We start from the raw sequence: 25,748 nt of genomic DNA on the forward strand, positions 1-25,748 counted from the left end.
GTGAAGGTCTCCTAAGCCAGGGTTTTATACCTCTCTCGCTCTCGGAGTTATAGCAATGAAGAAGACACTCATGGTCGCTGCCCTGTCGGGCGTTTTCGTCACGGCAGCGCACGCGCAAAGTAGCGTCACCCTGTATGGCCTGATCGACGCCGGTATCACCTATACGAATAACCAGCGCGTCAGTGCTACCCAGCACGGCGCCAACGTTGCGATGACGAGCGGTTCGGTGAACGGCAGCCGCTGGGGCCTGCGTGGCGCTGAAGATCTCGGCGGTGGTCTGAAGGCCATCTTCACGTTGGAAAACGGCTTTGGAATCAACGACGGCACGCTCAAGCAGAACGGCCGTATGTTCGGCCGGCAGGCGTTCGTCGGTCTGTCGAGTGACCAGTTCGGCGCCGTCACGCTCGGCCGTCAATATGACAGCGTGGTCGACTACGTCGCCCCGCTGGCGCTGACCGGCACGCAATATGGCGGCACGCAGTTCGCTCACCCGTTCGACAACGACAACCTGAACAACTCGTTCCGAATCAACAACTCGGTCAAGTACCAGAGCGCGAACTACGGCGGTTTCAAGTTCGGCGCGTTGTACGGCTTTTCGAACCAGGCGGCCGGCTTCGCGAACAACCGCGCATACAGCTTTGGCGCATCGTATAACTGGCAGGGTCTGAACGTCGCCGCCGCGTACATGCAACTGAACAGCAACGGCTCGACCAGCGCGGCCGCAGCGTTCAATTCGGGGGGTGCGGTGTCGGGCGACAACACGTTCTTCGCGCAACGCCAGCAAACGTGGGGCGCAGGCGCCAATTACGCGTTCGGCCCGGCAACCGTCGGCCTCGTGTACTCGCAAACCAACCTGCACGGCCTCGCCGGCATCAGCCAGGCCGCATCGGGCATACCGGGCGGCATCGGCTTCCCGACCAACAGCGCACAGTTCCAGAACTTCGAAGCGAATGCCCGTTACGCTCTGACGCCGGCATTGAGCCTCGCGGCCGCGTACACGTACACCCGCGCGAACCTGTCGAGCTCGCACGTGCACTGGAACCAGGTCAACCTGCAAACCGCATACGCGTTGTCCAAGCGTACCGACGTGTACCTGCAAGGCGTGTATCAGGCAGCGAACGAAGACTCGATCGTCCCCGCCTACATCAATGGCGTGGGTAATGCTTCGGGCAACAACAAGCAAGTCGCTGTGACGGCTGGCCTGCGTCACCGCTTCTAAGCACTGCGCAAGGACTGGCAGTAGAGAAGGCGCCGTTCGCGGCGCCTTTTTTTGTGTCCGTGCCGAAGCGGGTCCATCGCCTCGTTTCGCGCAAGATTGCATGCGGGCACGTGAACCCACGTCCTCGCCAGAGGCCTAGCGGCCGCTATCAGGCGTTGGATACTTGACGTCGAGAATATCGATCGGCTGCGGACCGGCCGGCGTGAATAGCGTGACCGTATCGCCGACTTTAGCCTTCAGCAGCGCGCGCGCAATGGGCGAAATCCAGCTCACGTGCCCGATATCCAGGTCGACCTCGTCGACACCGACGATCGTCACCTTACGCTCTTCGCCATCCTCGGTCGCATAGTCGACCGTCGCGCCGAAGAACACCTGATCGACGTTCTCCTGCCGGCTGCTATCGACGACCTCGGCCAGATCCAGCCGCTTGGTCAGAAAGCGGATGCGCCGGTCGATTTCGCGCAGACGGCGTTTGCCGTAAATGTAGTCGCCATTCTCCGAGCGGTCGCCGTTCGACGCCGCCCACGACACGAGCTTGACGACCTCGGGCCGCTCGACATCGATCAGATGCAGCAATTCATCGCGCATACGCCGATGACCGGCGGGAGTCATGTAGTTCTTGGTGCCTGCGGGCACGTCGGGCTGGGCGACATCGAGATCGTCATCGTTGTCTTCGCTCGACTCTTTGACAAAGGCCTTGTTCATAATGATCCGTTAACAGCAGCTAGCAACAACCTTATAAGAGGTTACACGATCGGGCCCGCGACACAAATCGCCGTGATGGGCTTCCATTTTTCGATTCTGTTGGCTATAATCTCGTTTCTGTGTGCGGCTGTAGCTCAGTTGGATAGAGTACTTGGCTACGAACCAAGGGGTCGTGGGTTCGAATCCTGCCAGCCGCGCCACCTCATTCGAGAGCTTCCTTGCCGGGAGTTTTCAGGTTTCACCGGTTTTTGCAGTAAGCATCACCGTTTTGCGTGCGGCTGTAGCTCAGTTGGATAGAGTACTTGGCTACGAACCAAGGGGTCGTGGGTTCGAATCCTGCCAGCCGCGCCACCCATGAAGGGCCTTCCAACCGGAAGGCCCTTTGTCTTTTCTGGCGCACCATGCCATGCCTGTGCACAAGCAGCTCATCGCGGCGGCGACTGAATATCCCCAATCTGCCCGTCCGGGTGCGGCAAGTCCTCGACGACCCCGCCTACCGTTTGCTCGCTAATCGTCTCGGCCCGCACGCCGGTCAGTGCCTGGCGCTCGCGCAGCACGTCGTCGACGGTGTCGCCGAAATGGCTCGCGACAAACGCCCGCAGCAAAGCGATGCGCAGCGAGTCGCCGCTCCCCTCCGAGGCTCGATGTCCGCCCCTGAACTCAGCGACGCATACCGCGCCTTTCTCGCTCTGCTCGCGCACATCGAGCCGCATCGCGCGCTCGAGCACAACGGCAGCCGCCTCCCATGACGCGGAAGGCGTGAAACGCCCGTCCCACGGACGACCAAGATCGTTGCCGCGGATCGCAACCGTCTCGCCGCTATCGGTAAAGTAGATTTCGCGCACGAAGTCGTGCAGGCTGCGCGCGACCCAGTAATCAAGCGCCACGCCGGCGAGGTCGGATACGTTCAATTGCGTTCTCCCTGAGGTTCAGGTGAGACTTGCGTTCAGATGCATCCCGAGCCGCACGAAAGATGCCTGACTAGCCCGCAGCGCCGCTCAAAACCGCGCCGGCGCCCAGTCAGAAGGCTCAGTAATCCGCGCGCTCGCGGTCGATGCGCATACCGCCGTCGTGGCGGTGATGCCCCTCTTCACTCGGCCGCTCACGCGCGATGCGCATGACATCGGGATTCGTGCGCACGCGCCGCATCACGTTAGCCAGATGCACGCGGTCGCTGACCTGAATCACGAAGCGCAGAATCGTGGATTCCTGCGACAGATCTTCGTCCATTGCGATATGGACGATGTTCGCGTCCGCCGACGTGATGTCGGCCGCTACGCGGGCAAACACGCCCTTGGTGTTCTTGACCAGCACCTTGACCGCGACATCGAACAGACGCCCCGGCTGCGGCGCCCACGCGACGTCGATCCAGCGGCCCGGATCGCGCCGGTGGATGCGCTGCGCGACGCGGCAATCGGTGGTATGGATCGCCATGCCGAGGCCGATGCCGATATAGCCCATGATGTCGTCGCCCGGAATCGGGCGGCAGCACGCGGACAGCTGCACCGACATGCCTTCGGTACCGGTGATGACGACCGGCGGCGCATGCGGCGTCGAGCCGGACTCGGAGCGCGAGCCATCGTCGTCGCCGTCGCGACCGTTCATCAACACTTCGATGCGCTTGGCCATCACCGCGGCGACCCGCCGGCCGAGACCGATGTCCGCGAAAATTTCCTGACGGTTCTTGTTGCCCGTCCACTGCACGAGCTTTTCCCACGCTTCCGGCGTCACATCCGATAGCGCTAGGCCATAGCCCTTCAACGCCTGATCGACGAGACGCTCGCCGAGCTGCACCGACTCGTTCAGGCGCATCGTCTTCAGATAGTGACGGATCGCCGAGCGCGCCTTGCCGCTGCGCACAAAGCCGAGCCACGCGGGGTTCGGCTTCGAATACGGCGCCGTGATGACTTCGACGATGTCGCCGCTCTTCAGCTCGGTACGCAACGGCAACAGTTCGTTGTTGATCTTCACCGCGACGCACTGGTTGCCGAGGTCGCTGTGGATCGAATACGCGAAGTCGAGCGCAGTGGCGCCGCGCGGCAGCGCCATGATCTTCGACTTCGGCGTGAACACGTAGACCGCGTCCGGGAACAGGTCGATCTTCACGTGCTCGAGGAATTCGCTCGAGTCGCCCGCTTCGCTCTGAATGTCGAGCAGCGACTTCAGCCACTGGTGCGCGCGCTTTTGCACGTCGTTCAGATCCGCGCTGCCGTTCTTGTACAACCAATGCGCGGCGACGCCCGCCTCGGCGATCTCGTGCATCTTGCGCGTGCGCACCTGAAACTCGATCGGCGCACCGAACGGGCCAACAAGCGTGGTGTGCAGCGACTGATAGCCGTTCACCTTCGGGATCGCGATGTAATCCTTGAATTTGCCCGGCACCGGTTTGAACAGCGCATGCAGCGCGCCGATGCAGGTATAGCATTCGAGCGCGCTCTCGACGACCACGCGAAAACCATACACGTCGAGCACCTGCGAGAACGACAGCTGCTTGTCGCGCATCTTCTTGTAGATGCTGAAGATGGTTTTCTCGCGACCAGTGACTTCCGCGTCGATCTTTGCATCCGCAATCGCGCGCTGCACCGACTCGAGAATCTTGCCGACCACCTCGCGACGATTGCCGCGCGCGGCCTTCACGGCTTTTTCGAGCGTCGCGTAACGGTGCGGATTGAAGTTCGCGAAACTCAGGTCCTGCAGTTCGCGATAGGTATTGTTCAGACCGAGCCGGTGAGCGATCGGCGCGTAAATGTCGAGCGTTTCGCGTGCGACGCGGCGACGCTTCTCCGGCGGCACCGCGCCGAGCGTGCGCATGTTGTGCAGCCGGTCGGCGAGCTTCACGAGGATCACGCGCACGTCGCGCGCCATCGCGAGCAGCATCTTGCGGAAGTTCTCCGCCTGCGCTTCCTCGCGATTGCGAAACTCCATCTTGTCGAGCTTGGACAAGCCGTCGACCAGTTCCGCGACCTTCGCGCCGAAGCGTTCGGCGAGCTCCGCCTTGGTCACGCCCTGGTCTTCCATCACGTCGTGCAACAGCGCCGCCATGATCGACTGGGCGTCGAGATTCCAGCCCGCGCAGATTTCCGCGACGGCGACCGGATGCGTGATGTAGGGCTCGCCGCTCTGGCGATACTGGCCGAGGTGGGCTTCGTCGCTGAAGTGGAACGCCGCCTTGATGTCCTTGATTTCTTCCGGCTGCAGATAGCCGGACAACGCGGACGTCAGATTGGCGATGGAAACGACGTCATGCCGGCGCGGCTGCTCCGGCGTGGCGGTCGGCCCGAACAGATGTCGAAACGATTGCTCGAGGACCGCGTCGATGTACTTGCGTGCAGACGAGGGCGAGTCGGTGTCGTGTTCCGCTTCCGTGGCGGTGGGCGGGGTAGCACTCATGGTCGCCTCCGGTAGCGGTCAGGGTTGGACACACAGTTCTGCACGTTGAGCGAGCCGGTGTGGCGAATACCGGGCAAGTCGAAGACGAAAAAGCGCGAAAATCCGTGCGCCTTAGACCGGCACCTTCTTCAGCATTTCGACGCCGACCTGACCCGACGCGATTTCACGCAGCGCGAGGACGGTGGGCTTGTCGCGGCTTTCGATCTTCGGCGTATGGCCTTGAGCGAGCTGACGCGCGCGATAGGTTGCGGCAAGCGCGAGTTCGAAACGGTTCGGGATCTGTTTGAGGCAGTCTTCGACGGTAATGCGGGCCATGTTGGGTTCCTTCTCAGTATGTTGCTTATTCTACCTTATGTGCCTGACACCACGCCGCGCTCACGCGTGCGGCAGGTGGATGCCGAGCTGCATGAAAAGCTGCGTGTGACGCGCGTACTGCGACGCGAAGCGCGAACGCGTCGCGCCGACGAGGCACTGCAACTCAGCCAGCGCGCGATCGAAGTTCTCGTTGATCACGACGTACTCCGCCTCGGCCGCATGCGCCATCTCGCCGCCCGCTGCGAGCAGGCGTCGCGTGATCACGTTCGACTCGTCCTGGCCGCGCTTTTTCAGACGCTCTTCCAGCGCCTCGAGCGACGGCGGCAGAATGAAAATTTCCACCGCGTTGTGAAATTGCTTTTTAACCTGCTGCGCACCCTGCCAGTCGATTTCGAGCAGCACGTCATGGCCGTTTTTCATCTGCTCCTCGATCCACACGCGCGACGTGCCGTAGTAGTTGCCGTGCACTTCCGCGCTTTCGAGAAACTCGCCCGCGTCGTGACGAGCCATGAAGTCTTCGACGGTCGTGAAGTGGTAGTGCTCGCCGTCCTGCTCCTTCGGACGCGGCGGACGCGTCGTGTACGAGATCGACAGACGAATCGCGTCGTCGCCGGCGAGCAGCGCGTTCACGAGCGTCGACTTGCCCGCGCCCGACGGCGCGACGACCATGAACAGATTGCCGGGATAAGCGCCGGCGTACGGGTGGCGCGGCGCGCCGGTTTCGCGTGGGTGGTGGTCAGTCATGGTGTGTAGTGCTCCAGCCTTATTCGAGATTCTGTACCTGCTCGCGCATCTGTTCGATCAGCAGCTTCAGCGTCATCGACGAATCCGCGAGTTCCTTCGCCGCCGCCTTCGAGCCGAGCGTGTTCGCTTCGCGGTTCAGCTCCTGCATCATGAAGTCGAGCCGCTTGCCGACCTTGCCGCCCTTCTCGATCACGTGACGCGTTTCGTTCAGGTGCGCGGTGAGGCGCGACAGCTCTTCGGCGATGTCGATGCGAATGCCGTACATCGTCACTTCCTGGCGAATCCGTTCGTTGATCTCTTCGCGCGACACGATCGTCGCGGCCGCATCCGGCGCGGCGATGCCGAGCGCTTCCTGCAGACGCTCGACGATCTTCTGCTGATGCCGCGCAATCAGTTCGGGCACGAGCGGGGTGATCTTCGTGACGATCGCTTCCATCTCGGTGACGTTGCCGAGCAGCATCGTCGCGAGTTGCGCGCCTTCGCGCGCGCGCACGTCGATCAGGTCCGCGATCGCCTGCTTGCCGCACGCGAGCACCGCGTCGCGCAGCGTCTCGGGCGCGATGCCGCTTTCGGCGAGCACGCCAGGCCAGCGCAGGATTTCACCCGTACGCAGACGGCCGGCTTCGGGAAACGTGTCGAGCACCGTGCGTTCCAGCTGCGCGAGTTGCGCGAGCGCGTCGCGGTTGATCGCGCCGGCGTTCGCCGACTGCTCGCTGCGCTGCAGATTCACGCGAATGTCGACCTTGCCGCGCGACAGTTTGTTCATCAGCATCTCGCGCAGCGTCGGTTCGACGACGCGCACGTCTTCCGGCATGCGGAAGTTCAGATCGAGAAAGCGCGAGTTCACCGTGCGCAATTCGACCGACACGCTGACGCCGCCAGTGCCCGAAGACGCCACGAGTTCGCGCGTGGCGCTCGCATAGCCAGTCATGCTGTAGATCATCGTATATCTCGCGATTGCGGCCATGCGTTCGACGATGGCCTGAGAAGCGGATCGCCCGGCGTGTACGAGACGCGGGGCGGGGAACCGGCATTATCCCATTTTTGGCGGCGCCATCCGCTCGCGAGCGAGCAGGGATGCGGCTCGGCACGCCGTTGATTTATTGCCATTCGTTGCCGCTTGCAGCCGCGATAGGCGCCACGCACTCGTGCCGCCCTCGGCACCCGCAACTTTGCGTGCGATCCGCATGGGCAACCGCCCTATCCGATCGGCGGTAAAATTATGGTTTTTCCTCCGCCCCTCTTCCGGCCTCTCCTGACCCATCGCGACCCATTCCGACATGAGCAACGACACCCAACGCCCCAGCGGCCGCCAGCCCAACCAGTTGCGCGACGTGCGCATCACGCGCCACTACACGAAGCATGCGGAGGGCTCGGTGCTGGTCGAGTTCGGCGACACCAAGGTGATCTGCACCGCGAGCGTCAGCGAAAGCGTGCCGCCGTTTCTGCGCGATCGCGGCCAGGGCTGGCTCACCGCCGAATACGGCATGCTGCCGCGCGCCACTCACACGCGCAGCGATCGTGAAGCCGCGCGCGGCAAACAGACCGGCCGCACCCAGGAAATCCAGCGGCTGATCGGCCGTGCGCTGCGTTCGGTGTTCGATCTGGAGAAGCTCGGCGCGCGCACGATCAATCTCGACTGCGACGTGATCCAGGCCGACGGCGGCACCCGCACCGCGAGCATCACCGGCGCGTTCGTCGCCGCTCATGATGCGGTCGCCAGGTTGCTCGCGACGGGGCGCCTCGAAAGCTCGCCGATCAACGACTACGTCGCCGCGATTTCGGTCGGCGTGTACGACGGCGAGCCAGTGCTCGACCTCGACTACGACGAAGACTCGCAGTGCGACACCGACATGAACGTCGTGATGACGGGAGCGGGCGGCTTCGTCGAAGTTCAGGGCACCGCGGAAGGCGTGCCGTTCTCGCGCGACGAAATGAATGCGCTGCTCGATCTCGCTAACGACGGCATCCGCACGCTGATCGCGAAGCAGAAAGAGGCGCTGGGAGTGCAGCAGTGAATGAGGTTCGTCAGAACGGCGGCGCGAGTCGCGTTCAAAGCGACGCTCAAGGCGACGCTCAAGGCGCCACGTCGGGCATGCCGTTGAAAAAAGTCGTGCTCGCGTCGAACAACGCGGGCAAGCTGCGCGAATTCGCGGCGCTGCTCGGCGCGGCCGGCATCGAGTTGATCGCGCAAGGCGAGCTCGACGTGCCGGAAGCGGAAGAGCCGCATCCCACCTTCGTCGAGAATGCGTTGACCAAGGCGCGTCACGCGGCGAAGCTGACCGGCCTGCCCGCGCTCGCCGACGACTCTGGCCTTTGCGTGCGCGCGCTGCGCGGCGCGCCGGGCGTCTATTCGGCGCGCTTTGCGCAGCTCGCCGGCGGCGAGAAGAGCGACGCGGCAAACAACGCGCGCCTCGTCGCCGAACTGCAAGGCGCGAGCGATCGCCGCGGTTATTACTACTGCGTGCTCGCGCTCGTGCGTCACGCGGACGATCCCGAACCGCTGATCGCCGAAGGCCGCTGGCATGGCGAAATTCTCGATGCACCGCGCGGCGAACATGGCTTCGGCTACGACCCGTACTTCTATCTGCCGTCGCTGAACGCGAGCGCCGCCGAGCTCGAGCCGGCGGTCAAGAACGCCAGCAGCCATCGCGCGATCGCACTGCGGCAACTGCTCGCGCGTCTGTCGGAGGAAGCGTGATTCCGATCCGATCGACGCCGGCAGACATCGGCAAAGGTGTCGTCAATGCGTTCACGTCGCCAGGCAGCATCCGTTTGACGTCGCTACCGCCGCTTGCGCTGTACGTACATTTTCCGTGGTGCGTGCGCAAGTGCCCGTATTGCGACTTCAATTCGCACGAGTGGAAGGGCGAGACGTTCCCGGAGAACGACTACCTCGACGCGCTGCGCGCCGATCTGGAAATGGCCTTGCCGCTGATCTGGGGCCGCCAGGTGCATACGGTGTTCATCGGCGGCGGCACACCTAGTTTGCTGTCGGCGACGGGGCTCGATCGCATGCTGTCGGACATTCGCGCGCTGCTGCCGCTGGATGCCGACGCGGAAATCACGCTCGAAGCGAACCCCGGCACGTTCGAAGCCGACAAGTTCGCGCAGTTTCGCGCGAGCGGCGTGAACCGGCTGTCGGTGGGCATCCAGAGTTTCAACGAAGCGCATCTGAAGGCGCTCGGCCGCATTCACGACGCGGCCCAGGCGCGCCACGCGGTCGAAGTCGCCGCGACCACGTTCGACAACTTCAACCTCGACCTGATGTTCGCGCTGCCGAAGCAGACGCTCGCCGAATGCCAGGCCGACGTGGAAACCGCGTTGTCGTTTGCGCCGCCGCATCTGTCGCTCTACCACTTGACGCTCGAACCGAACACGCTGTTCGCCAAGTTCCCGCCCGCGCTGCCCGACGACGACGCGTCCGCGGACATGCAGGACTGGATTCATCAACGCACCGCCGAGGCCGGCTACGGGCGCTATGAGGTATCCGCGTATGCGCAGCCGCATCGCCAGAGCAAACACAATCTGAACTACTGGCGTTTCGGCGACTATCTCGGCATCGGCGCGGGCGCGCATACGAAGCTGTCGTTTCCGAATCGCATCGTGCGCCAGGCGCGCTACAAGCATCCGACCACGTTCATCGAGCAGGCCAAAGCCGGCGCAGGCGTGCAGGAAGAGCACGAGGTCGGGCCGCGCGATCTGCCGTTCGAGTTCATGCTGAACGCGCTGCGTTTGGTGGAAGGCTTTCCGGTGCATCGGTTCATCGAGCGCACTGGTCTGTCGATCACGACGATCGAACCCGCGTTGCAGGAAGCGGAGCGGCGCAAGCTGATCACGCGCGACCACGAACGGATCGCGCCGACACCGCTTGGACAGGCGTTTCTGAACGATCTGCAGGAGCTGTTCCTGAAAGATCCGCAGTGATGGCGGCCCGCCTGGACTCGGCAGCGAAGCCTTTTCAGGTTACAATTCGCGGCTTGGAGGTGTGGCCGAGTGGTTTAAGGCACCGGTCTTGAAAACCGGCGAAGGAGTGATCCTTCCGTGAGTTCGAATCTCACCGCCTCCGCCACTTCATCATAAGGCGTTGATTTCTCGTGTAATCCTGCACTTTCAACAAGTTAGCAGGGTCGGGTGTGCCAGAAAGGTGTGCCAGTGACATACGAGAGGACGCCATGTCCGTCAAGCTTGTTCGCCATCCCGGCGGCCGCAGCCGCAACTGGTATGTCGACGTCTCGGTCCCTGCCGCGTTCCAGAAACTGGTCAGCACGCAGCGGGTCCGCCGCTCCACCGGCACCCCTGACCGCACTCATGCACTGACGCAAGCCGCACGCATCGAGGCCAGACTCCGCTCGGAATGGGAACGCCTTGCGGCACCACCGCCGGAACGCGGTTCCCCAGGCAAGCCAACGACCCTCACCCCAGCCCTGATTGACCGTATCTGCGCCCGTCGCATGGCCGACCGGGCGCATAGCGACTGCCGTCGTATCACCGAAGGCGTGGACGATGCAGAAGAGGCCGAAATCGGTGCCCACGGCGAGGCAGGCGAAGCCGCCATACGTGCCGTGCTGGCCGGTGCTCCCAAGGCCAGGACCCGGCAGCTGGTCGTCGCAACGGCCACCGAATACGCTGAACAAGTGGGCTATATCATCGAACCCGATGACCCGCTGCTGTCTCACTTCGTCCATGCGTTCTCGCGTACCGGCCGCGTGACCCATGAGGTTATCGCGGTACGCAACAAGGCAGATGACGCCCCCGGTTCTCCGGTGGCCGACGCATCCGGTGAGAGACTGTCCGCCATGGTTCCGGTGTACCAGGCGCACCGCAAGGGCGTGGTCGACCCGAAATCGGTCTCGAAAGATATCTCCATCTGGCAACGCCTCATCGCGTTTATCGGAGACGTCCCCCTCGACGACATGACCTCGGGGGACCTGTACCGGTTTCTAGAGGACCGCCTGCATTCTCCCGATGATGGCTGGTCCCAGGGCTACGTCGAGGGACACGCAAAGCGCGCGTTGCGTGCGATTTTTGCGCTGGCACGCACCCGTGGCCTGATGCAGGCGGACAACCCCGTCGACCGGCTGGAAACGACGCCGAAGCTGCCGAAGAAGGCACAGCAGGAACGCCTGAAGCCGCGCTACCCCTATTCCACGCACCAGCTCAATGTGCTTTTCAGCTCCGACTGGTATGACCCCAGCGCTACCCACTGGCGAGGCAAAATGGGGACCGACCTTGCCGGACGCTATTGGGGCCCACTCGTCTCGACCTGCCACGGCGCGCGCGTGCGCGAAGTGGTCCAGGTCGTCAACTCGGACTTCACGTTTGATGGCGATGCCCTGCTCGTGACCTTCCAGACCGCGTTGCCCGACAACGACGCCACGCGGAAACTGCCACCGCGAACACTGAAAAACGCAGCCGCCTGCCGTACCGTCCCAGTCCATCCCAAACTCCTCGAACTCGGTCTCGGCGATTTTGTTCGCGACATGCAAGCACAGTATCCCCCGGGCACACCCCTGTTTCCGTCCGCCATCCCGAATCCGGACGGCAAGGCCCCTCTTTGGGGTCGTGCGTACGAAGAGGCGTTCCTGCGTCATGTCCGGGATACCCTGGCATTCGGGCACGGTTACGGCAACCACAGCTTCCGTCATCAACTGGAGGACCGGGTGCGTGACGCACAGGCCAGCCATGGCACCTGGCCGGCGGGGCTGGGTGAATTCGTCAGCGGCCGGCGACTGCCACGCGATGCTGACCGCGACATTTTCCGCGAGCAGAGCAGCGCTATCGCCTATGGCAACGGCTTCCTTGCGGCGCACATCCAGCGCTTTGTCGCACAAATTGCCTTCGACGGAGTCGTTTTTCCCCCGGTCTACAGGGAATGGCTGACCTGCCGGACCGCTACGAACCATCAGTAGTCCTTATCGCTATACACTTGCTACTGTGTTCAACAGCAATTGTTAAAAGCTATCCATTTACGACAATCAATTGGCCGAAAACACGCGGGCATGCGACGCTGTGCGCCTTCACTTACGACAAGGAGCACTCACGCATGCGCGATATTCACCCCGACGCGTTCACCGACGGTGACGAAAACCCTGTCCCCGACGATGCCGGCCGCCCGGGCGTGGACGACAATACAGGGGACACGGCGTCTACTCGTCCCGCGCGCGCCCAGACGCTGGCCAGCGACACGAACATTGAGGCCGGGTCGCGCGCCGGACGCTTGGTGCGCGCCGAAAATGAGCAAGGCACGCAGGTGCCGACCAAATCCGCCGCGCCAGGGGAATCGCGCCCCCCCGGCTTGCCGCGTCCTCAGGAATACGATTCGCCGGGCAAGCCGACCGCGCTCTCGCATTCCGTGGTCACGCGTATCTGCGCGATGCGCATGGCCGATTGGGAAAAGACCCTTCACGATGACCGAAACATCAACACCGGGGACAAGGCCAGGGACAGAATCGCGGCAAAGGAGCTGGCGCGCGAGATGAGGCCGTTCAGTCGAAGAATGGAGCGCATGACGCGAACGGTCATTGCCCGGGGAAGCGCCGCACGGGCGTGGGATAGCCTCAAGGAACTGGCGCTCGAATATGCGGAAGACGCCGCGTATCTCGTCGCACCCGACGACCCGCTGTTACCCGAGTTCGTCCTGGCCTTCGCGGAAACTGAACGGGCCGCCCATGACGTTATTGCTGCAATCCTGGATGGAAAGGGGGCGAAGTTCAACGTCCCCGAGTCGTCCGGCGCGCTCCTCTCGGCCATGATTCCGGTCTACGTCGCACACAAGAGCCGCTCCGTCGATGCCAAGTCCGTCTCGAAAGCCCTGTCGGTCTGGAACCGCCTCATTGCCTTTGTCGGCGATATTCCGCTCGACAACGTGACCGCGCACGATATCTACCGGTTTCTCGAGGCGCGCCTGAACACCGACCAGAAACCCTGGAGCCAAGGCTATGTCGACGGCTTTGTGCGACAGGCCCTGCGCGAGATGTTCGCGCTCGCGCGCACGCAGGGTCGCATGCACGCCGACAATCCGCTGCATCACCTCGAGGTCACGCCAAAAATTTCGAAGCAGGAACGGAAGGAACGGACCAAGCCCCGGTTTCCCTACACGGTCGCCCAGGTCAACGCGCTGTTTACGTCGGACTGGTACGACCCGAACGCGACTCACTGGCGCGGCAAGATGGCCACGGACCTCGCATTGCGATACTGGGGCCCGCCCATTTCACTGTGCCACGGCCCGCGCGTCCGGGAGATGGCTCAACTGGTGAATTCGGACTTCACCGTGTGTGAAGACGTGCTGCTCATGACCATCCAGATAAAGCTGGATGACGCTGATGACCCTTCATCAGAATCCACGCTGCAGTTGCCGGAGCGAAAGCTGAAGAATGAGTCAGCGTTCCGGACCCTCCCCGTCCATCCACAGCTCCTGGCGTTGGGGTTCGCCGAATTCGTTCTGGAAAGCCAGGCGCAACATCCACCGGGCACACCGCTGTTCCCCTCGGCAGTGCCTGACGAAGGGGGCAAGGCACCGCTGTGGGGTCGCGCCTACGAACAGGCCTTCCTGAGATTCGTCCGGGACACGCTGGGTTTCGGTCACGGCTACGGCAACCACTCGTTCCGGCATCTGTTCGAGGACCGCCTGCGGGATGCACAGCTCCTCCATGGCGCGTGGCCTGCCGGCCTCGGAGAATTCGTCAGCGGCCGGCGACTGCCGCGCGCCGTGGACCGTGACATTTTCAGACCGCAGAGTAGCGCCGTAGACTACGGCAACGGCTACGTCGCGGCGCACATCGAGCGCTTTGTCGCACAGATTGACTTCGAGGGCGTCGTTTTCCCCCCGCCCTACGCGGAATGGCTCGGCCGTAGAACGTAGACAGGGCTCGACTTCGGCTCCCCCAGGCAGCAGCTATGCCGACCGCCCGACGCAACGTTGTACAGGAAGTGAATTCACATGCCGGAGGGAGCGGCCGCCGAAAACGTCCATCTAGCAACGAACGAGCGAATACGGAATGTCACGCGACAGTCGGGATTGCCAGCGACGCACCTGGCAAACAAACGTCTGCTATCGCTCGCGCGTCAGGGATATCAAGCCATATCCGACGAGGACGCAAAAAAATTCTTGGCACAAAAGAACCGAATCGCTTCCCTTTAACTACCCCGACTACATGCATCGCCCTTGCGGCGACCTAAACGCAAACGCTGTGAGGCAACGCTCTCCGGCCGAGACGTTGCTGCCGCCGGAGTAGGTGCGCCCGCGAATTAATCCCAATCCCCGGAATTCATTCTATCTAAGGTCTATAAGGCATGAACCACCAGGGAATTCCGCGCTCTCTATTCAGATTTCCGCAAGGACTTTCCGCGTCTTCGTGCTTTAGCGATTCCTTCGGATAGTGAATTCCGCCTTCACGGCCCCAACGCTCGACCAACCTCTGTGGGGCGTACTTCCTCGTCGCCTGCGTCGCGCGATGTGATTTCAACGCCCGCTCAATTAGCGCCCTCTGCCTAGCGTTCGGGTTGAAAGCGCTCTTCCGAATTTCCTGCCAGTAGTGAGGTAGGCCATCCATGCATCTGTCGTTAGAAACAATAGACAGCCTCACCGCTTCGTCATTCGTTTGGCTCGTCGCTAGACGCTGGGCGCAACGGGAGGTCCACGTCATAGTTATAGTGACCGAGGCGTTGAGATTCGCTCATCAGGGCCTCGAGTGCCGCTTTCATTTCGGCACGCATCATCGTGCGATACCCAATCAGAGCGTCAATTGGTATCCATTGAACACCTGCACCGTCCTCGTCCAGTCGACCTGGGATTTTGCCGTCACGAACAAGTGAGCGCACATAGGCGCGAGAGAGGCAGAGCAGCCGCGCGGCGGCGTCGAGCTTCACCTCGTCATAGTTGGCTGTAGCACGCCTGCGCTCCCGACAATCAGGAATCAACTCTGCCGTCGCATCCCGCCATGCCTTACCGCCTCCAATACCCTTCGCGACCGTATTAAACACGAATTCGGCATCGGCGTGATAACCGCACTGGCCGACGAGCTGGTAGATTCGCCCGCTTAGTGTCTGCGCAGTACGTGTCGCCCTATCCAGGTGAACGATTTTTGTGCTGACTGTTGATGTTCACGCAGAATTGACTCACTAAGGGGCGTAATTTTCATCGAATTTTGACCCACGTGATTGAATGTCCTGCTCAATCTTTGAGCAGGGGATACAGAGGTGATCACGGTGGGCATATTGGCCAAGATCAGGCGGATGTATTTCCGCGAGCAGGTCCCGCTGCGCGAGATTGCGAGGCGTACGGGCCTGTCCCGAAACACGGTGCGCAGCTGGCTGCGGCAGACCGATTCTGTCGAGCCGAAGTATCCAAAGCGCGTCAGTCCGAGCGTTGTTGACGAGTGGGCCGCACAGCTGACGGGCTGGCTGCGGGCGGACAGTCATCGCCCGAAGCGCGACCGGCGCACCGCGCGATTCATGTTCGAGGCGATCCGCGGCGAGGGTTACGCGGGCAGCTACGGCCGCGTCAGCGCGTTCGTGAGGCGCTGGCATGAGGAACAGGCCGAAGCGCCGCGCAGAAAGGCCTACGTGCCGCTCGCCTTCGAGCCCGGCGAAGCCTTCCAGTTCGACTGGAGCTGCGAATACGCCTTCATCGGCGGGCTGCGGCGGCGCCTCGAGGTTGCCCACGTCAAACTCAACGCCAGCCGCGCGTTCTGGCTCGTCGCCTATCCCACCCAGAGTCACGAGATGCTGTTCGACGCGCACGCCCGCGCATTCGCCGCATTCGGCGGTGTGCCCAGGCGCGGCATCTACGACAACATGAAGACCGCCGTGGACAAGGTTGGCCGCGGCAAGGAGCGCGCGGTCAACGCACGCTTCGAAGCGATGTGCAGCCACTATCTGTTCGAGCCAGAGTTCTGCAACCGGGCGGCAGGCTGGGAGAAAGGCATCGTCGAAAAGAATGTTCAGGACCGCCGACGGCAGATCTGGCACGAAGCGGCGCTACGGCGCTGGGAGACGCTGGAGATTCTGAACGAATGGGTCGCCGGCCAGTGTCGCGAAGCCTGGCACATGCGGCACCCGCAATGGCCCGAGCTGACAGTCGAGGACGTGTTGCAGGACGAGCGCACCCGGCTGATGCCCAACCCACGGCCGTTCGACGGCTACGTCGAGCAGACCCTGCGGGTTTCGTCGACCAGCCTGATCCACGTCCAGCGCAACCGCTACAGCGTGCCTACCGAGTACACGAACCAGCTGGTGAGCGTGCGCTGCTATCCGGCGTATCTCAGCGTCGTCGCCGACGCGCACGAGATCGCCCGCCACGAACGCAGCTTCGAGCGGCACATGACCTTTTACGACTGGCGACACTACATCACGCTGGTCGAGCGCAAACCCGGCGCACTGCGCAACGGTGCGCCCTTCATCACGATGCCGCAACCGCTGCAGCTATTGCAGCGGCACCTGCTCAAACACCCGGGCGGCGATCGCATCATGACGCAGGTGCTCGCCGCGGTGCGCGAACACGGACTCGATGCTGTGCTGCTCGCTGTGCAGGCTGCGCTGGATTCAGGGCGCCCCAGTGGGGAGCATGTCCTGAACGTGCTGAGCCGGCTGAAGGCGCCTGTCACGAGTGCCAGTCTCGCCACCACGAAACTCCAGCTCAAGGAAGAACCGGCGGCTGACGTGAATCGCTACGAGACGCTACGCGCCAACCCACCGGAGGATCGTCATGTCTAACGACATCATTGCCCAGCTCAAGGGCCTCAAACTGCACGGCATGGCGAGTACCTGGCCGGAGCTACTGGCACAGGCGCGTCACACTGACTTCGAGCCGGAGCGCTTCATGAAGCAGCTGTTGATGGCGGAAACCGCCGAACGGCAGGTCCGCTCGATCGCTTACCAGATGACCGCCGCACGCTTCCCGGCTCACCGCGACCTGAAAGGCTTCGACTTCGCACAGGCACAAGTTGATGAAGCGCTGATTCGTGAACTCAGCGAACTGTCGTTTCTCGCAAGCGCACACAACGTCGTGTTCATCGGCGGCCCCGGGCACGAGACATAATGCTCACCTCCCTATGTCATTGAAGATCAATGGATAATTGATTTGAGTTATCTGATTGCGGACGGTCCGCAGCTCGTCGCTCCAGATAATTGTCGACGTCCACCTGCTGGATGATCCATGGCGCACCCAGACAAGCCTGTGACGCCGGCAACCTCCCGACTCGAATCAGGCGGATGACGGTTGGCGCACTGATACCCAGCAGGGTGGCTACTTCTGTAACCGTCAGTTCGCGGCGCTCCTGCCGTTCGCCTTCGCGATATGCAGGGATTCGATGGTCCTTCCGCAGCGTGCAGATTCGCGCGGCGGTCCAGGTGTGGCCCTTCGCCGTCCGTTTGCCTAGTCGATTGATGACCGCCGCTACGCCTTGATCTGCCAACGTTCTCGCCAACGCGCGAACGATGTCTATCGTTGCGACATCGGTGGCCCAGCGATGCTCACCTGTGTGGTTCTTCTCGAACACGATCTCGGTGTGATCGCCTCCTTGCCAATGCACGAGTGCACGAATCGTGTCGTCCTGCTTTGTGGCAACGATCTCCTTGACGACCGTCCTAAGAATGCGTTTCTTGATCTCGACCGAACTGGCCGGGTGGTGCCATAGCCGGGGCAGGTCTTCACCGAGTCGCAGAAGTTCATCACGCGCGCCCGCACTCAGCGCCCTCGATGACTGTTCGCGCAGGAGGTCGAGTTCGGTCTGTATTTGCACCTGCGTCTTCAGCGTTTCATTCCACCGTCGCTCAAGTTCCGCCGCAACCAGCCGGTTCTCAGGATCAATCGCATCGTATTGCCGACGTGCTCGCGCAGCTTCATACCGCGCCTGTTCAAGTGCCAGCTCCTTGTGCCGCACGCGTTCGTCCTGCTCTGTTCGTGTACGTTCAATGGCCTCGAGTGATGCACGAATACCTAACGGTTGAAGTTGGCGCAAAACTTCTTCAGTAACGCGTTGATCAACACGAACCGCACCAAACGAAATGCAGCGAGGGCCACCATGATTGATCATGCTGCCCTGACAGTTGTACCGCGCGACGGTGCCTTTGGTGCCGGAATACGCAACGTGCAGCTTGCGCCCGCAGTGACCGCAACGAAGCAGTCCCGCCAGAAGCGAGCTCCCGCGCTTGACAGCGCCGCGGACCATGCTGCCCTTCATGTTCGCGTTATTGGTAATCAATTTGCGGTTCGCCTCGTACTCGTCCCAGCTAATGTAGCCCGCGTGGTGCTCGATGATCAAGGCCTGCCATTCCTCGCGCTGAAGGGGGTTGCCCGCAAACACTCGCTTGCGTCCGTTCACAATGCGAGCAATAGTCCGGGTCTTGCCAAACGCGTATGCGCCGCCATAAGTCGGATTCGTCAGGATGTGCAGAAGGGTGTTATAGACGGGAAGCTTCCATACAATGTGGCGACCGTCCGGGCCGTAGTTCACCGCGGGTAGCTCAATGCATTCCTGTCGAATCCATAGGAGGACCTGCCTGACGCTACCAAACTCGCGAAACTTCCGGAACGCCAGATCGAGCGCTTCCCGGACGCGGGTATCAGGATCCTTCTCGATACGATTTCCTTGTGCACGCACATAACCGATTGGCACCGACGTGAACAGTTCACCGCGTTTGGCTTTCTGATCAAGAGCCGCCTGTGAGCGTTGGCGAAACGTCGAAAGCTCCATCTCGGAAAGCGTGCCCTTCATGCCTAACAGGAGGCGATCGTTAGGCTGTCTCGGATCGTAAATTCCATCTTCGTCAATCAGCAGGCATCCTACAAGACGGCAGAATTCCAGAAGCGTGTGCCAGTCACGACCATTGCGCGCAAGACGCGAGGCTTCGATGCAGAATACGGCACCCACTTCGCCGCTGCACAGTGCCACCAATAGGCGCTCGAATCCGGGACGATGATTGCCAGAGCCGGAGCGACCCAGGTCGTCATCGATAACCGTCGCATCTGGCCAGCCAAGTCCGCGTGCGCGATCGGCAAGCCCGTATTGGCGCAACTGGCTCTCGCGATTGTGGTGGACCTGATCCAGCGTTGACTGACGGACGTACACGTATGCACGACGGGAAAGGTGTTCAGCGCCGATCTTGCTCATCACGCGCCTCCGCTTCGATGACGTCGATCAACGCGAACATCAGCAGCGCCAGTTGCGTCACCAGCTCGGCTTGCATCTCCTCTGATACTAACGCCTCCGGCACAGTTTCCTCGAACAGATCCTTCTGCCTCGTCATCTGGTTGCGCATCTTTGCCTCCCTCAGGTGTTACCGCCGCAAAGCACGATAACGCCGTGTCGACCAGGCGCAGAAGTTCGATCAGCACCGCATGAGGCAACTCCGGCTGGACGACGACAGACATGCGGGCAGCATCCTCGCCTGCCATCCACGGCGGAAGATGCGTCAGAGTGCCATCGGGCTGCCTGATAGTCAGATACGACTCGCCCCGGTAATTGTTCATCCCGATGACGGTTATCCGTTCACCGCAGCGAGGGTGAAACGGATAGCGGATGATCACATCATCGCAATGATGATGGGCAGTGTGTAGTGGGTTCGCCGGGCACTGGCAAGACGCACCTTGCCTCGGCAATCGGAATCGAGGCCGTACAGCGCCACGGCAAGCGTGTGCGTTACTTCTCAACTGTCGAGCTGACCAACGCCCTGGAGCAGGAGAAATCGGCGGGCAAACAAGGCCAGATCGCACACAAGCTGATGTACGTCGATCTGGTGATTCTCGATGAACTTGGCTATCTGCCGTTCAGCCAGACCGGTGGCGCATTGCTGTTCCACCTGCTGTCAAAGCTGTACGAGCATACGAGTGTCGCGATCACCACCAATCTCAGCTTCGGCGAGTGGGCAACGGTGTTCGGGGATGCAAAGATGACGACAGCGCTGCTGGACCGGGTTACGCATCATTGCCACATCGTCGAGACTGGCAACGAATCGTGGCGCTTCAGGACCAGTTCTGCCAAAGCGAAGGCAACGAGAAAAAGGGCAGCAAAACCGGCTGGAAACGAAGAGTTATCCACACCGGAATAGATGTACTACGCTGTCTCGAGGTGGGTCAAATTTAGATGAAAACGGTGGGTTAAGACTCCGTGAAAATCAACAGCCAATCGCCTGTCGCAGATTCTGGATACTTTTCACCAGATTCACGGCGGCACGCGTTTTCCAGTGGACGTTGATGCGCTCGCATTGGACTGTGCGAGCCTGTTCCAGTTGGCGGACCCGGTGGTTCGGGTACAAGCCGCAGACATTCAGGGCTTCGAGGGCGGTTTGTTCAAGACGGGGAGCGCCGAATGGTCCATTCTCTACAACGAGTCGCTGACGTCACCCGGTCGCATCCGCTTCACCAAAGCGCATGAGTTGGGGCACTACGTGCTGCACCGCGCGGGGCAGGACGCATTCGAATGTAGCGCGAAGGACATGCTCGAATGGAGCCAGGCTGAAAAGACCATCGAAAGCGATGCTGACAAGTTCGCGTCCTACCTTTTGATGCCGCTGCACGACTTCCGGGCGCAGGTGACAGGCGACGTGACGCTTCACGCGCTTGGCGCATGTGCGGAGCGGTACGGTGTATCGCTGACGGCAGCCATCCTGAAGTGGCTTTCCTACACCGATGAGAAAGCTGTGCTCGTCATGTCACGCGACGGTTTCATGGACTGGTCATCTGCGAGTGACCCGGCATTCAAGGCTGGTGCCTACTTCGCGACACGCAAATCGACCATTGAAATTCCAGCCTCGTCGCTCGCCGCAAACGAGCGGATAGCACATGAAAAGGAAGGGGTCGTCCTGCCGGCGACGGTCTGGTTTCCTCACGCCGCGCCGACGTTGCAGGTGCGCGAAATGAAAATATCTGCAGAACAGTACGATTGCACGCTTACGCTATTGGTCCTTCCAAAGGGAGCCGACGTCTGGCCTCCTCGCGATAGGTTCGGACAAGCGGAACCGCGATTCCGCTCAACGTTTTAGCGTCCGGCGGGCATCAACCGCTTTGAACGCCACGCGGGAGACTGGCTCACGCCGACGTCGCCTCGGTCGCCCCATAGACCAGGGCATCGCGTAGCGCAATGCGTCCCGCAAAACAGAAAGAGAGGTGCAGGGGCCTGCAGAACTCACCCGGGCCACAAATGGTGTGCCATAACCCATGGCCACCCTGCGGAGTTTATATCGCCGGTTCCAGTGCTACCGCTCGCGACCGCCGCGCACGAATGTCGATGTATTTCAGGGCAGCTGTGGCGAACGGTATGTTCAAGTGCACCAAACAGCGCCGGACGGTGTCCTCCTTCACGGCAATCGCGGGAATGATGGCGTCTCGAAAAGCGTCTGCCTCATGTCGCAGCCCCAGTTCTTCCAAAAGACTGTCAGCCGCCAGGATTTGTGGTCTCTCCATGAGCACATGGTGAATGAACAGCCAGTTCACCAGCGCGTGCCGTCGTCTGTCGTCCGGGTTGAGTGGATTGACACGGATTTCTTCAAGTTTCCTTGCCATGACACCGGTCCAGTACTGCCGCCGCGCAGGAAACCGGGCAATTTCTTCGGGCACGATGATGAGGTGCTCAAGGCTGTTATCGAGGACTGTCAGCGCGCGCTCCAGCTCCGGCGTCCAGTCGTTGTAGTCTTCGTTCACCACTATCTGCGGGACACCGTCGACGAGAAACCGGCGCATATGCAGTAGTTCGTGCATGACTGACGCGGGCTGGAAAAACTCTTCCCGGGAAACCAGAAGTGTCGCGCCACGTTCGTCAACGTGGCAGGCCACGGCTGCGCCTCGCGCGGGGTCCACTTCCACCTGGATGACGAGGCCGCTCTGCTGCTCCGTGCGTTGCACGAGTGTCTGGACGTCGTCCGGCAACTGATGCAGGTAATGGTCGTCCATGGCGCAGCTCCGTTCGGGTCAGATTCCGCAAGCCTACGACACGGGCATCCCTTTCGTCACGTCGTACGCTAGCCCTCGCAGCGAATCACATGCGGGAGTCCGGACATCGGAAGGTGGCATCGACTACCGCGCTAACGTCCTCCCCCGTGGACAACGGCACGAGCCCTTTCATCGGGCCCATTGAACCGACCGCGCCAGCCCAACTAGGACCAGCCAGCTTCCGCTTATATACGCCACTCAGGTGTGCCAATATGGTTAGGAAAGCAAAGTTAAGTCTTTGTTTTTAAAGTAGCGGTTTTATGCCCGCTAGCAACAAGACAGGAGGTGAATAAGCACTCCGCTGACAGCCATCAGGCTGCAGTTTCGACCAAGGCTTCGGCGAGGTGGGTCTGGATTTTCTGGCTGGCAGCGAGGCGTTGGCGTAGGTCGGCACAAACGGTGCGCAGCGCTTCGACGCGGGCGACGATGCGTGATTGTTCGGCCAGTGGCGGCACTGCAATTAGAAAGCCATTTAATGCTTCTTGATTTAATTTAGGCATTTTTACCCGATTCTCCGCCACCCAAACCTGGTCTAGAAAGACCTGACTCAAGATGAAGCGGTGCAGATATTCAATGACAATTCTGGAGTTTATTGGGTACATATCGGCGCTGCATAGTCCATCAAAATCCACAATAACGGCCTTACACAAAGAAGGACGAATCTTGGAGTATAGAATTTGCCCTCTCGTAAATAAGTGATTAGCGCTCGTAACGCCAGCCTCACTAACCGTACGCCTAACAATCATTCGGCCGCTGTATTTTTCAATTGAATCTGGTGCAACCTGTTGAAAATCGCGATATTGGGAAGGATTAACCAGATTAGAGGCAATATCTGCCACCCCAGCAAATCTCGCCCACTCCCACCCCTCCGGCAATTCAAACGGCTTTTCATCCTCTCCAATCTCAGGCAGCGGTTTGTCTTTCTTGATTTTCCCCTCAGCAATCAGCCGGTCTTTCTCGGCGCGGATTTGCTTTAGCAGTTCGCTGGCGGGTTGGTCGTTGGGGTCTTGTGGCACCAGCAGGCCGCGCACGGCGAGTTGTAGCAGGGTTTGTTCCAGGGTATCGACGGCTTCGGGGCGGTCGAGGATGAGGTCGAAGCTGTTGGCCAGCCGTGCCCAGTTTTCCTGCAATTGGTGCGCCGATTCGCTGGCGGCAAGCGCGTCGAATAGCGTGGCAGTAAGGCAGGCGTGCTGCTCGGCCTCCAGCTTGCCGCGCGTTTCCAGCGCATCACACAGCGCCATCAGCTCTTCGACTTTGGCCACGATGCGGGATTGTTCGGCGAGGGGGGGCAAGCCAATAACTGTGCCAATAATTTTCTCACGAGAAATGTTGGGTTGTGCCCCACCTGCTCCCATTCCAATGAAGAGCGGCTTTAACGCCTTCAAAACTAGAAGCAAATATTTACGCTCAAGACCTGAGGATGGAGTACATGCACAAACCGCTTGGTTCGTTGTTCCCTCGACATTCAGGATTGCCGTTTTACCAATCGTCGCACCGTACATGGCAATAAGTACATCACCAACATTATTAAACCGCAGCGAACACTCTTTGAGGGCTAGTTCAGTAACAGTCTCTTCCGATTGGTCAATATAATCTCCAATCAATTCGCCGGACTTAAACCATGGAATTGTGCCTCCGTAATAGGAAGAATTGCTTCTTGACGGGGTCGCACCCGCTCCCCAATCTCCGAGTGCGCCAAGTCTTGCCCATTGCCAGCCCCTAGGCAACTCATGGCGTAGCTCTGACTCTTCAATCCCAAGCTGCTCTTTGTTTTTTCTGATTTTCCCACCAGCAATCAGCCGGTCTTTCTCAGCACGGATTTGTTTGAGCAACTCGCTGGCGGGCTCGTCGCTCGGGTCTTGCGGCACGAGCTTCCCCTGCACCGCAAGACTTAAAATCAGCTCGCGCAGGCGCTTGATGCCATCAGGGGCCGTGGCGAGCAGGTTAAAACCGTCGGTGAATTTCATGCCTTGCCCTCCAGCGCGGCGGCAAGGATGGCTTTGAGCTGGTCGCGGATTGCCTGCGCATCGGCTTGCAGGGCTTGGTATTGCATCAGCAGCTCGTCGGGGTCGTGGCTGATAGACTCACCCACGTGCGGGTTTTTCTGGTCGAGGTTGAAGCCCTTGGCGCGAATGTCGTCGATACTGACCTTCCACGCGAACTCGTTTTCCACACGGCTGGCGAAGCCGTCGGCGTCGCTGCCCCACCATGCTTTTTCGACGTCAAATTCGTCAATGCGAATCGGCTTGGTCTTGCTGTAGCTCTTGTAGCCTGCCGGGTATTGGTGCTCGTAGTACCAGACGTCCTTGGTGGGCTGGCCTTTGGTGAAGAACAGCAGGTTGGTCTTGATACCGGTGTACGGCGCAAACACACCATTGGGCAGGCGCACGATGGTGTGCAGATTGCATTCGGTCAGCAGTTTTTCCTTAATGCGCGTTTTCACGCCCTCACCAAATAGCGTGCCATCCGGCAGCACGACGGCGGCACGGCCGTTGTGCTTGAGCAGCTCGGTAATCAGCACCAGGAACAGGTCGGCGGTTTCCTTGGTGCGCACATCGGCGGGAAAGTTGGACTCGATGCCTGGCTCTTCGGTGCCCCCAAAGGGCGGGTTGGTCAGAATGACATCGACCATATCGCGCGGGCCATAGCTCACCAGCGGCCTGGCCAAGGTGTTGTCGTGGCGAATCTGGAACGGAATTTCGATGCCGTGCAGCAACATATTGGTGACGCAAAGCAGATGGGGCATCTGCTTCTTTTCGACGCCGTGGATGGCCTGCTGCAAGCGGCTCTCATCCTCGACCGATTTGACCTGCGCGCGCAAATGCTCAATCGCACAAGCGAGAAAGCCACCGGTGCCGCAGGCCGGGTCTAGTACTTTTTCGCTTAGTTGCGGGTTGACCATATCGACCATGAACTGCGTGACTGCGCGGGGCGTGTAGAACTCACCCGCATTGCCCGCGCTTTGCAGGTCTTTAAGGATTTTTTCGTACAGGTCGTTAAACAGGTGGCGGTCTTGCCGGTTGTTGAAGTCGATTTCGTTGATTTTGTTGATGACCTGGCGCAGCAACTGACCTGACTTCATGTAGTTGAAGGCGTCTTCAAACACCGACTGCACAACGAATGCACGGGCATTCAGCACCGCATCGGCGTTCAGCCCCTTGAGCGCGCCAAACAGGTCGTTATTCACAAAGCCCAGCAACCCGTCACCGGTAATGCCCTCGGCATCGGCCGCCCAGTTTCGCCAGCGCAGCGCTTCTGGAATCGGTGAGACGTACCCATCACGCATCATCTCGATTTCCGTTTCCTGGTCGTCGAAAATCTTGAGAAAGAACAGCCAGGACAATTGCGATATGCGCTGCGCGTCGCCATCAATGCCAGCGTCCTGGCGCATGATGTCCTGGATGGATTTAATGAGAGTGGTGCTGATGGTCATGGGTAATTCGT

20 protein-coding genes, 3 tRNA genes and 2 pseudogenes are annotated in these 25,748 nt (G+C 60.8%); 13 read left to right on the forward strand and 12 right to left on the reverse strand.

Annotated features, from left to right (window positions below; genetic code table 11):
• Window positions 1-55: 55 nt before the first annotated feature.
• Window positions 56-1,219: a porin gene (locus L0U84_RS15270; RefSeq protein WP_233850919.1), complete on the forward strand. Its 1,164-nt coding sequence runs from the start codon at window positions 56-58 to the stop codon at window positions 1,217-1,219.
• 135 nt (window positions 1,220-1,354) lie between these two features.
• On the opposite strand, the gene greB is transcribed toward L0U84_RS15270, so the two are convergent.
• Entirely contained in the window at window positions 1,355-1,924 is a 570-nt protein-coding gene (greB, locus tag L0U84_RS15275) for a transcription elongation factor GreB (RefSeq protein ID WP_233850920.1), read from the reverse strand.
• Window positions 1,925-2,047: 123 nt separating this feature from the next.
• Here greB and L0U84_RS15280 point away from each other — a divergent pair.
• Together L0U84_RS15280 and L0U84_RS15285 are read left to right on the forward strand one after the other, a co-directional pair.
• Window positions 2,048-2,124: transfer RNA gene (locus L0U84_RS15280), tRNA-Arg, on the forward strand.
• 74 nt (window positions 2,125-2,198) lie between these two features.
• Window positions 2,199-2,275, forward strand: a tRNA-Arg gene (locus L0U84_RS15285).
• A 74-nt stretch (window positions 2,276-2,349) separates the two neighbouring features.
• On the opposite strand, the gene L0U84_RS15290 is transcribed toward L0U84_RS15285, so the two are convergent.
• The 5 genes from L0U84_RS15290 to L0U84_RS15310 all read right to left on the reverse strand — a co-directional run bounded on the left by L0U84_RS15290 (window position 2,350) and on the right by L0U84_RS15310 (window position 7,316).
• Window positions 2,350-2,835, reverse strand: a complete 486-nt coding sequence (locus L0U84_RS15290) for a phage protein NinX family protein (protein ID WP_233850921.1) — start codon at window positions 2,833-2,835, stop codon at window positions 2,350-2,352.
• 118 nt (window positions 2,836-2,953) lie between these two features.
• Entirely contained in the window at window positions 2,954-5,314 is a 2,361-nt protein-coding gene (locus tag L0U84_RS15295; RefSeq protein ID WP_233850922.1) for a RelA/SpoT family protein, read from the reverse strand.
• 111 nt (window positions 5,315-5,425) lie between these two features.
• Window positions 5,426-5,629, reverse strand: coding sequence for a DNA-directed RNA polymerase subunit omega (gene rpoZ / locus L0U84_RS15300; protein WP_008921215.1), 204 nt, complete (start codon window positions 5,627-5,629; stop codon window positions 5,426-5,428).
• A gap of 60 nt (window positions 5,630-5,689) precedes the next feature.
• Window positions 5,690-6,373, reverse strand: coding sequence for a guanylate kinase (gene gmk, locus L0U84_RS15305; protein ID WP_233850923.1), 684 nt, complete (start codon window positions 6,371-6,373; stop codon window positions 5,690-5,692).
• 19 nt (window positions 6,374-6,392) lie between these two features.
• Entirely contained in the window at window positions 6,393-7,316 is a 924-nt protein-coding gene (locus tag L0U84_RS15310) for a YicC/YloC family endoribonuclease (protein ID WP_233850925.1), read from the reverse strand.
• Between the two features lie 337 nt (window positions 7,317-7,653).
• Here L0U84_RS15310 and rph point away from each other — a divergent pair, with 337 nt between their 5' ends.
• The 6 genes from rph to L0U84_RS15340 all read left to right on the forward strand — a co-directional run bounded on the left by rph (window position 7,654) and on the right by L0U84_RS15340 (window position 14,237).
• A complete protein-coding gene (gene rph, locus L0U84_RS15315; RefSeq protein ID WP_233850927.1) occupies window positions 7,654-8,391 on the forward strand; it encodes a ribonuclease PH in 738 nt (245 codons plus the stop codon).
• Window positions 8,388-9,074, forward strand: coding sequence for an RdgB/HAM1 family non-canonical purine NTP pyrophosphatase (gene rdgB / locus L0U84_RS15320; protein ID WP_233850928.1), 687 nt, complete (start codon window positions 8,388-8,390; stop codon window positions 9,072-9,074). The genes rph and rdgB overlap by 4 nt, the downstream gene beginning before the upstream one ends.
• Window positions 9,071-10,300, forward strand: coding sequence for a radical SAM family heme chaperone HemW (gene hemW, locus L0U84_RS15325; RefSeq protein WP_233850929.1), 1,230 nt, complete (start codon window positions 9,071-9,073; stop codon window positions 10,298-10,300). The genes rdgB and hemW overlap by 4 nt, the downstream gene beginning before the upstream one ends.
• Before the next feature lie 55 nt (window positions 10,301-10,355).
• Window positions 10,356-10,445: transfer RNA gene (locus L0U84_RS15330), tRNA-Ser, on the forward strand.
• Window positions 10,446-10,548: 103 nt separating this feature from the next.
• Window positions 10,549-12,285 (forward strand): DUF6538 domain-containing protein, encoded by a 1,737-nt coding sequence (locus L0U84_RS15335; RefSeq protein WP_233850930.1) that lies wholly within the window; start codon window positions 10,549-10,551, stop codon window positions 12,283-12,285.
• A 134-nt stretch (window positions 12,286-12,419) separates the two neighbouring features.
• Window positions 12,420-14,237, forward strand: coding sequence for a hypothetical protein (locus L0U84_RS15340; RefSeq protein ID WP_233850931.1), 1,818 nt, complete (start codon window positions 12,420-12,422; stop codon window positions 14,235-14,237).
• 731 nt (window positions 14,238-14,968) lie between these two features.
• Here L0U84_RS15340 and L0U84_RS15345 read toward each other — a convergent pair.
• Entirely contained in the window at window positions 14,969-15,358 is a 390-nt protein-coding gene (locus L0U84_RS15345) for a hypothetical protein (protein ID WP_233850932.1), read from the reverse strand.
• 252 nt (window positions 15,359-15,610) lie between these two features.
• On the opposite strand from L0U84_RS15345, the gene istA reads away from it, so the two are divergent.
• Window positions 15,611-17,089, forward strand: a complete 1,479-nt coding sequence (gene istA / locus L0U84_RS15350) for an IS21 family transposase (protein WP_267939715.1) — start codon at window positions 15,611-15,613, stop codon at window positions 17,087-17,089.
• Window positions 17,082-17,402, forward strand: a pseudogene (locus tag L0U84_RS15355) (ATP-binding protein); the annotation flags it as partial. The gene istA and the pseudogene L0U84_RS15355, both read left to right, overlap by 8 nt.
• 28 nt (window positions 17,403-17,430) lie before the next feature.
• Here L0U84_RS15355 and L0U84_RS15360 read toward each other — a convergent pair.
• Both L0U84_RS15360 and L0U84_RS15365 read right to left on the reverse strand, forming a co-directional pair.
• On the reverse strand, window positions 17,431-19,488 hold the full coding sequence (locus tag L0U84_RS15360) for a recombinase family protein (protein ID WP_233845960.1): 2,058 nt from the start codon (window positions 19,486-19,488) through the stop codon (window positions 17,431-17,433).
• Window positions 19,469-19,636: a hypothetical protein gene (locus tag L0U84_RS15365; protein ID WP_011493047.1), complete on the reverse strand. Its 168-nt coding sequence runs from the start codon at window positions 19,634-19,636 to the stop codon at window positions 19,469-19,471. Before L0U84_RS15365 ends, L0U84_RS15360 begins: the two co-directional genes overlap by 20 nt.
• 294 nt (window positions 19,637-19,930) lie before the next feature.
• Here L0U84_RS15365 and L0U84_RS15370 point away from each other — a divergent pair.
• Together L0U84_RS15370 and L0U84_RS15375 are read left to right on the forward strand one after the other, a co-directional pair.
• Window positions 19,931-20,425 (forward strand): annotated as a pseudogene (locus L0U84_RS15370) (ATP-binding protein); the annotation flags it as partial.
• 135 nt (window positions 20,426-20,560) lie between these two features.
• Window positions 20,561-21,358, forward strand: coding sequence for an ImmA/IrrE family metallo-endopeptidase (locus tag L0U84_RS15375; RefSeq protein ID WP_233850933.1), 798 nt, complete (start codon window positions 20,561-20,563; stop codon window positions 21,356-21,358).
• Between the two features lie 193 nt (window positions 21,359-21,551).
• Here L0U84_RS15375 and L0U84_RS15380 read toward each other — a convergent pair whose 3' ends face one another.
• The 3 genes from L0U84_RS15380 to L0U84_RS15390 form a co-directional block, all read right to left on the reverse strand.
• Window positions 21,552-22,265: a hypothetical protein gene (locus L0U84_RS15380; RefSeq protein WP_233850934.1), complete on the reverse strand. Its 714-nt coding sequence runs from the start codon at window positions 22,263-22,265 to the stop codon at window positions 21,552-21,554.
• A gap of 350 nt (window positions 22,266-22,615) precedes the next feature.
• Window positions 22,616-24,271: a restriction endonuclease subunit S gene (locus tag L0U84_RS15385; protein ID WP_233850936.1), complete on the reverse strand. Its 1,656-nt coding sequence runs from the start codon at window positions 24,269-24,271 to the stop codon at window positions 22,616-22,618.
• Window positions 24,268-25,737, reverse strand: a complete 1,470-nt coding sequence (locus tag L0U84_RS15390; protein WP_233850937.1) for a type I restriction-modification system subunit M — start codon at window positions 25,735-25,737, stop codon at window positions 24,268-24,270. The genes L0U84_RS15385 and L0U84_RS15390 overlap by 4 nt, the downstream gene beginning before the upstream one ends.
• Between the last annotated feature and the right edge of the window lie 11 nt (window positions 25,738-25,748).

It is taken from the genome of Paraburkholderia sp. HD33-4 (assembly GCF_021390635.1).
Taxonomy (GTDB): Bacteria; Pseudomonadota; Gammaproteobacteria; order Burkholderiales; family Burkholderiaceae; genus Paraburkholderia.

Coding starts and splice junctions, on each gene's coding strand:
- L0U84_RS15360 (WP_233845960.1), bottom strand. CDS start 19,488: ATGAGCAAGATCGGCGCTGAACACCTTTCCCGTCGTGCATACGTGTAC.
- L0U84_RS15390 (WP_233850937.1), bottom strand. CDS start 25,737: ATGACCATCAGCACCACTCTCATTAAATCCATCCAGGACATCATGCGC.
- rpoZ (WP_008921215.1), bottom strand. CDS start 5,629: ATGGCCCGCATTACCGTCGAAGACTGCCTCAAACAGATCCCGAACCGT.
- L0U84_RS15295 (WP_233850922.1), bottom strand. CDS start 5,314: ATGAGTGCTACCCCGCCCACCGCCACGGAAGCGGAACACGACACCGAC.
- gmk (WP_233850923.1), bottom strand. CDS start 6,373: ATGACTGACCACCACCCACGCGAAACCGGCGCGCCGCGCCACCCGTAC.
- istA (WP_267939715.1), top strand. CDS start 15,611: ATGTATTTCCGCGAGCAGGTCCCGCTGCGCGAGATTGCGAGGCGTACG.
- L0U84_RS15340 (WP_233850931.1), top strand. CDS start 12,420: ATGCGCGATATTCACCCCGACGCGTTCACCGACGGTGACGAAAACCCT.
- L0U84_RS15270 (WP_233850919.1), top strand. CDS start 56: ATGAAGAAGACACTCATGGTCGCTGCCCTGTCGGGCGTTTTCGTCACG.
- L0U84_RS15385 (WP_233850936.1), bottom strand. CDS start 24,271: ATGAAATTCACCGACGGTTTTAACCTGCTCGCCACGGCCCCTGATGGC.
- greB (WP_233850920.1), bottom strand. CDS start 1,924: ATGAACAAGGCCTTTGTCAAAGAGTCGAGCGAAGACAACGATGACGAT.
- L0U84_RS15335 (WP_233850930.1), top strand. CDS start 10,549: ATGTCCGTCAAGCTTGTTCGCCATCCCGGCGGCCGCAGCCGCAACTGG.
- L0U84_RS15380 (WP_233850934.1), bottom strand. CDS start 22,265: ATGGACGACCATTACCTGCATCAGTTGCCGGACGACGTCCAGACACTC.
- L0U84_RS15310 (WP_233850925.1), bottom strand. CDS start 7,316: ATGATCTACAGCATGACTGGCTATGCGAGCGCCACGCGCGAACTCGTG.
- rph (WP_233850927.1), top strand. CDS start 7,654: ATGAGCAACGACACCCAACGCCCCAGCGGCCGCCAGCCCAACCAGTTG.
- L0U84_RS15365 (WP_011493047.1), bottom strand. CDS start 19,636: ATGCGCAACCAGATGACGAGGCAGAAGGATCTGTTCGAGGAAACTGTG.